General features: G+C 63.9%; 4 protein-coding genes and 1 tRNA gene. 3 read left to right on the forward strand and 2 right to left on the reverse strand.

The features are described from left to right. Positions 1-6: 6 nt before the first annotated feature. The gene (locus HMPREF1478_RS05720; protein ID WP_016461132.1) at positions 7-2,937 is read right to left on the reverse strand and encodes a leucine--tRNA ligase; all 2,931 of its coding nucleotides are present in this window, start codon (positions 2,935-2,937) and stop codon (positions 7-9) included. Positions 2,938-3,061: 124 nt separating this feature from the next. Here HMPREF1478_RS05720 and HMPREF1478_RS05725 point away from each other — a divergent pair, with 124 nt between their 5' ends. Then, positions 3,062-3,508 (forward strand): HIT family protein, encoded by a 447-nt coding sequence (locus HMPREF1478_RS05725; protein ID WP_016461133.1) that lies wholly within the window; start codon positions 3,062-3,064, stop codon positions 3,506-3,508. Between the two features lie 150 nt (positions 3,509-3,658). Here HMPREF1478_RS05725 and HMPREF1478_RS05730 read toward each other — a convergent pair whose 3' ends face one another. Next, the gene (locus HMPREF1478_RS05730) at positions 3,659-4,327 is read right to left on the reverse strand and encodes a metal-dependent transcriptional regulator (RefSeq protein WP_016461134.1); all 669 of its coding nucleotides are present in this window, start codon (positions 4,325-4,327) and stop codon (positions 3,659-3,661) included. A 192-nt stretch (positions 4,328-4,519) separates the two neighbouring features. On the opposite strand from HMPREF1478_RS05730, the gene HMPREF1478_RS05735 reads away from it, so the two are divergent. Beyond that, a tRNA-Lys gene (locus HMPREF1478_RS05735) sits at positions 4,520-4,592 on the forward strand. A gap of 717 nt (positions 4,593-5,309) precedes the next feature. Further along, a complete protein-coding gene (locus HMPREF1478_RS05740; RefSeq protein ID WP_232207435.1) occupies positions 5,310-7,004 on the forward strand; it encodes a cell wall protein in 1,695 nt (564 codons plus the stop codon). The last annotated feature ends 49 nt before the right edge of the window (positions 7,005-7,053 follow it).

Raw genomic sequence — 7,053 nt, forward strand, 5'->3', positions numbered from 1 at the left:
GCGACCTCACTTCTTGACGACGACGTTAACCAGCTTCGGTGCGCGGGCGATCACCTTGAGAGGCTCCGCGCCGCCGAGGGCCTTGACGATCGGGGCCTCAGCCAGGGCAGCCGCGACGAGGTCCTCTTCGGAGATCGAGGGGGCAACCTCGATACGGGCCTTCACCTTGCCGTTGACCTGAACGACGGCCGTGACCGTGTCCTCGACCAGCAAAGACGCGTCCTCGACGACCGGGAAGGGCTCGCGAGCCAGCGAGGCGTCGTGACCCAGTCGGCTCCACAGCTCCTCGCACAGGTGCGGGGCGACCGGGGCGAGCATGAGGATCAGGGGCTCGATCGCGTCACGCGGGACGGCGTCCAGGCTGGTCAGGTGGTTGTTGAGGACGATGAGCTTGGAGATCGCGGTGTTGATGCGCAGGTTCTCATACTCTTCGGTCACCTCGGCGATCGTGCGGGCCACGAGGCGACGCGTCTTGTCGTCCGAGGGCGCCTCGGACACGGTGACCTCGCCGGTCTCCTCGTCGACGGCGTTACGCCACAGGCGCTGGAGGAAACGCTGAGAACCGACGACCGCGCGGGTCTCCCACGGACGCGAGAGGTCGAGGGGACCCATGCTCATCTCGTACACGCGGAAGACGTCGGCACCGTAGGCGTCGTACATCTCATCGGGCGTGACGATGTTCTTCAGGGACTTGCCCATCTTGCCGTACTCGCGGCCCACGGGCTCGCCCTTGTAGGTGAAGCCGGTCGTCTCGTCGCCCTCGACCTCATCGGCGGGCACGTACTGGCCGCGCGAGTCCGTGTAGGCGTAGGCCTGCACGTAGCCCTGGTTGAAGAGCGTGTGGTAGGGCTCGGAGTCCGGCACGTGGCCCAGGTCGAAGAGGACCTTCTGCCAGAAGCGCGAGTAGAGCAGGTGCAGAACAGCGTGCTCGACGCCGCCGACGTACATGTCGGTGCCGCCGCTGACCTTACCCTCGCGCGGACCCATCCAGTACGCGAGGTTCTCCTCGCCGGCGAAACGCTCGGAGTTCGTCGGGTCGGTGTAGCGCATCTCGTACCAACACGAACCCGCCCACTGCGGCATCGTGTTCGTCTCGCGGCGGTAGCGCTTGGGACCATCACCCAGGTCGAGGGTGACGTTCACCCATTCCTCGGCGCGACCCAGCGGAGCCTCGGGAGACGAATCGGCGTCGTCCGGATCGAAGGTGCGCGGGCTGTAGTCGCTGACCTCGGGCAGCTCGACCGGGAGCATCTCCTCGGGCAGGGCGTGCGCCACACCGTCCTCGTCCCACACGATCGGGAAAGGCTCGCCCCAGTAGCGCTGACGGCTGAACAGCCAGTCACGCAGACGGTAGGTGACGGTGCCGTGGCCCAGGCCCTTGGCAACCAGCCACTCGATCATGGCGGCCTTCGCCTCGTCCTTGGCCAGGCCGTTGAGGTCAATCTCGTCGTTCGCGGAGTCCACGGCCACGCCATCACCCGTGTACGCGCCGGCCTCAAGGTCGGGACCGTAGGGGTCGTCCGCGGGGCCGATCGTGCGCACGATGTCGAGGTCGTAGGCGCGGGCGAACGCCCAGTCGCGGTCGTCGTGGGCGGGCACGGCCATGATGGCACCGGTGCCGTAACCCCACAGGACGTAGTCGGCGACGAAGATCGGGACCTCGCGGCCGTTGACGGGGTCGATGCCGAACAGGCCGGTGAACACGCCGGTCTTGGTACGCTCCTCGTCGGCGCGCTCAGCCTCGGACTTGGCTGCGGCCTGGGCGCGGTAGGCGCTCACGGCCTCCTTCGGGGAGGCGGCACCACCCGTCCACGCGTCCTTCGTGCCCTCGGGCCAGGAGGCGGGCAGGGTGAGGGCGGCCTCGTCGCCGGCGTCACCGCCGACGGTTCCACCGAGGATCGGGTGCTCGGGGGCGACGACCATGAAGGTCGCACCGAACAGCGTGTCGGGGCGCGTCGTGTAGACGTCCAGGGAGTCGAGGGAGGCGCCGGCCTCGCGCGCGCCGGGCACGTCGAAGCGCACGGTCGCACCCTCCGAGCGGCCGATCCAGTTGCGCTGCATCGTACGCACCTTTTCGGGCCAGTTAATCGTGTCGAGGTCGTCGGCGAGGCGCTTACCGTAGGCGGTAATACGCATCATCCACTGACGCAGATTGCGCTTGAAGACCGGGTAGTTGCCGCGCTCGGAACGTCCGTCAGCGGTGACCTCTTCGTTGGCCAGGACGGTTCCCAGGCCGGGGCACCAGTTGACGGGAGCCTCGGAGACGTAGGCGAGGCGGTAGGAGTCGACGACCTTCGCCTGGGCTGCGCGGTCCAGGGAGTTGTAGTCGGAGCCATCCTCCGGGCGGATCTCGCCGGACTCAAGCTTGGCGATCAGCTCCGAAATCGGGCGAGCAGCGCCCTGGGAGCCGTCGGGTGCCGTGGCCTGCGGATCGAACCACGAGTTGAAGACCTGCAGGAAGATCCACTGCGTCCAGTGCACGTACTCGATGTCGGTCGTCGCAAACGAACGGCGCGAGTCGTGGGACAGGCCCATGCGGCGCAGCTGGCGGCGCATGTTCGCGATGTTCTGATTCGTCGTGATAGCCGGGTGCTGGCCGGTCTGGACGGCGTACTGCTCGGCGGGCAGGCCGAAGGCGTCGTAGCCCATCGTGTACAGGACGTTGTCGCCCTTCATACGGCGGTAGCGCGCGAGCGTATCCGTCGCGATGTATCCGAGCGGGTGCCCCACGTGCAGGCCCTTACCCGAGGGGTAGGGGAACATGTCGAGGATGAAGTAGGGCTTGCGGGAGGCCAGGGGGCCAGCCAGGTCGCCCGTGGGGTTGTCCGCGTAGAACGTGCCCAGCTCCTCCCAGCGGTCCTGCCACTTCGTCTCGATCTGGCCTGCGAGCTCAGCGGTGTAGCGCTGGGCCGGGGCACTCTGCGGATTTTCGCTCATCTGTGCGTTCCTCGCTTAACGATGGGTCGCGTAACAATACTCCCCACCAGGGTAGTTCACGCCCGCGCGCCCCGCCGGATGCGATGACCGTACGAAACGGACGCAAATAGGTGACAATAGTCGCATGAGCACTGTCTTCGACAACATCATCACGGGCGTCTGGCCCGGACGCTTCGTGTGGGCAGACGACCTGTGCGTCGCCTTCGCAACGATCGAACCCACCTCCCCCGGGCACGTTCTCGTCGTTCCGCGCACCTCCTACGAGGCGTGGACCGACGCCCCTTCCGACGTGGCTGCGCACCTGATGAAGGTGGCGCGCGCGATCGGCCTCGCCCAGAAGGCGGCCTTTGACGTCCCGCGCGCCGGCCTCGTCATCGCCGGCTTCGAGGTCCCCCACACGCACCTGCACGTGATTCCCCTGCGCGACGAGTCCGACGTGTCACTCTCGAAGGCGGCACCGGCCACCGACGAGGAGCTCGATAGCGCGATGACGGCGCTGCGTCAGGCTCTCCTGTCGGCAGGCCACGGCGCACATGTGCCCCCGTCGATGGGATCCGCTGCGCTCGCCTGAGTGCCATCGCTCCCCATCTGTGCGCCCCACGAGGGCGCTCCCAGCCCACCCGGCCCCATCGGTCAGGTGGGCTGCGTCGTTTCCCGTCCTCGTCAATGAGGATGCGTCAGGCGCAAACGAACCCGCTACAGGAGGTTCGCCCCGACGTCTTCAGTCCCGGACGATAATGCCCGAGGCCTGGGAGGGATCCAGGAGAAGCATCTGCCCATCGTCGAGGAGGACCGTCACTCCGTCAGCTCCGGTAGCGACGACAGCGATGCGAGCGCCGGGAACGAGGCCAATCTCCTCCCAGGCGCGAAGTGCCTCGGGGTCACGGTCGGGCAGCCGGTCGACGATTCCCCCAGCCGCAGCGTCGAGCTCATCGAGAGGGCTACCAGCGAGGCCATCACTGGAGCCATCGGCACGCGGGATCGGATCCCCGTGGGGATCACGGGTCGGGTAGCCCAGCACGCGGTCGAGGCGATCGAGGAGCCGATCTGAGACCGCATGCTCAAGGATCTCCGCCTCTTCATGCACTTCGTCCCACGAGAACCCCAGGGCCTCGTGCAGGTACGTTTCGAGGAGTCGGTGACGGCGCACCATACCCAGGGCGATCGCACGCCCCTGCGGGGTCAGACGCACCCTGCCATAGCGCTCGTGCGTCACGAGGCCTTGGCGGGCCAGGCGCTGGATATTCTCCGTCGCAGTCGAGGGAACGACGCCCATGTGTTCGGAGACATCCTTGGGCTTGACGCCGTCGCGACCGGCTTCCTCGGCGCTCCACACGAGCTTGAGAATGTCCTCCACGACGGTGGAATACGCGCTCGACGCGTCCGACATGACGTTCCCCTTTCATCCGCGATCCCATTGTAAGTGCCCGAGTCTGCCCGCTCACTGCCCGCCCTAAACGAGACTCGTTAACGTCAGTCCACAAGATTCACGCCACGCGTGCGACATAGGCCACGACACCCCTGGATAACTTGCGCGCAGCATGCCACGCCTGTATATTTATCTCTCGGTTGCAAAACCCCCGCGTCATTAGCTCAATTGGCAGAGCAGCTGACTCTTAATCAGCGGGTTGAGGGTTCAAGTCCCCCATGACGCACAGATAACCGGTGGCCTTCGGGCCGCCGGTTTTTCGCATCTACGGTGCCACTACCCTGCCCACATCTCCTTGTTTCCGAGTGAAAGGACAAAACGTGGGTTAAAGGACAAAACGTGTGGGTTAAAGGACAAAACGTGTTGGTTTTGTAGCGACTTTTCGGCTTGCTAGTGCGGGAAAGCCGCTATTTTAGTTGGTCGTGCACGCCTCGTTCCTGCGCATACTGCTTCGCGCCCAGTGCGCGGCCCCCTGAAAGCGCACGTGGGCCCAATAACTCGCACGTGGGCCCGACGATATGCGTGTGGGCATCGCCGCCTACACGCACATCTAGCGGTTGACGTGCGTATGAAGGGGTTGATGCGCGCTATGAAGGGCTAACGAGCGAGTGCGCAACGGAGCACATGGGGACCACCTGTACGCGAGGACCGCGCCCAAGTGAACACTCAGTCCAGGGCTGAGCTCGCAAAAGACGATGTACATCATTATCGACAATGAGTATACTGAACAATCATTAGTCATCGTGTTTCATACGCACACCCGCGATTGGGGGACATCATGAGGAATAGCCGGAGAGTTCTAGCCGCGGGTGCCGGTTTGGCTCTAGCCGCTGCAGGGACGGTCACAGTGTTTGCGCCTCGCAGCGCACAAGCCGATGCCCAGCCCTTCCCCCTCTCACAATACGTCTCATCAACAAGCACGACCGTGTGCAATGCCAACCCCGTGATCACGACCTATCACGGTACCGTCGTGCTGGACATCCCGGTCACGACGCTTCTGGCAGGCCACGAGGCCGAAATCCGTGCTGCGGCTGCTCAGGGACTCTCCCCTCATGACTCGGGCAGCAACACCAACTCCGATATCGCACTGACCGTGAGCGTCCCTAAGGCGGTCACGGTGGGGACGTCTCGCGCGAAATCTACCTCGTCCATGCTCGCATACACCTCGTTCTCCCCGGGCGATGACCGCACACAGGTCACTGCGAACATCCAGCTCAAGGATCTGACCTGGCAGCAGCTGCTCGATATCTACGATGCAGAGAAAGCTGACCCCGGCCAGCATACGATCAAGGTCCAGGTCCCCTATGCCGTTGGCACAACTGACCCCACGGAAGCGACTCGACTGGCCAGCGAACAGGTGACCGTGACGGGTCAGTTCAACTTCTTCGCATCAGCGACCACTCCCGCTCAGGTCTTTCACTTCGACACGAAGACCCTGGCGCTCGCGCAGTCGCCTACCGATTGCTTCGCGTCCGCACCGACCCGGACAACGCGTTGGGTTGATGAAGAGGACGGCCACGACTTGCAGCCCTCTAAGACCGGGCCGAACTTCTTCCAAGCCGCGGGAATTCCCGACTATGAATTCTCCACGTGGGAGTTGTCGTCGGATCGCTTGACCGGTATCTACAAGTACAAGAAGGTTTTCGGCGCCCTTCCGGTCAACGGTGACGACCCGGAAATCGACACCGATTTTAAGGTCGGCCTGGATGGAGGCGCTCCGGCGCAGACGGAAGAGATCCACGCCGAGAACAAAGATTCTCTTCTGACCATTGAGAACGTTGTTCACTTGGATGACCTTCGCGGTGGACGCATTGCAAAGCTCCTCGAGAAGTACGACGAGACCCCCAACGCTTTCGACGATATTGCACTGAAGAATGCTCACTTGGGCTTCACAACCCAGATCGATCTTCCTGCGCAGCTGAAGTTTTCTGATCCCTCAGCTATCTCGGTGACTGGGCTTCCCCATGGCTTCTCAGCGAAGACAGTGGCAGTTAGCGGACAGACCGCAACGATTACCGTGGACTTCGATAACCCCGATGAGATCACCACCATCGCAGCCCTCAAGGACGCGATGGGTGCGCTTCACGGTGATGCGGTGATCACTATTTCGAAGATTGCCTTCACCGATGCCGCAACTGCCGATACGGATTACCAGATCGATCACCTCACGCAGGGCGTCATCTCGGTTGATGTCGAGAAACAGCTCGGTGTCACGGTCAGGCCTGGACGGCCTTCACCCGCATGCCCTCCGACTATGAGCGACGACACCGTCGAACCGGCCGAGCCTCGGCCTGTTCTTGGAACAGTGTTTGATCCCCCATCGCCGGCATGCCCCCCTTCAGACATGGCTCTGAGTGCTGCGTGGATGGAGCCCATGACCGGTCCTTCTGCCGGATGGGATGAAGCTCCGCTCATGGTGCACCCCCTGAAGTACACGACCAGCGAGTCGCACCCATACGTGACACGACTGTCCTTCAAGCCCGGTCCGACGCCCACACCAACGACAGTGACGCCCTCGGCTCCTCCTACGCCTGCAACGCACCTTGCCAAGACCGGTGCTCTCACCGGCGATGTGCTGGTGCTCACTGCCGTGACGGGCACTATCGGTGCCGCGGCAATGCGGAGGAAGCGCTCTTAATTCGCGTTTCATAGTCAAAGGCGGGGTGCCGGTGATTCACCGGCACCCC

Origin of the sequence: Actinomyces sp. HPA0247 (genome assembly GCA_000411415.1) — a bacterium.
Taxonomy (GTDB): Bacteria; Actinomycetota; Actinomycetes; order Actinomycetales; family Actinomycetaceae; genus Pauljensenia.

Bases quoted from the DNA above. Each gene is read 5' to 3' on its own strand.
- HMPREF1478_RS05720 (WP_016461132.1), bottom strand. From the start codon at position 2,937: ATGAGCGAAAATCCGCAGAGTGCCCCGGCCCAGCGCTACACCGCTGAG.
- HMPREF1478_RS05725 (WP_016461133.1), top strand. From the start codon at position 3,062: ATGAGCACTGTCTTCGACAACATCATCACGGGCGTCTGGCCCGGACGC.
- HMPREF1478_RS05730 (WP_016461134.1), bottom strand. From the start codon at position 4,327: ATGTCGGACGCGTCGAGCGCGTATTCCACCGTCGTGGAGGACATTCTC.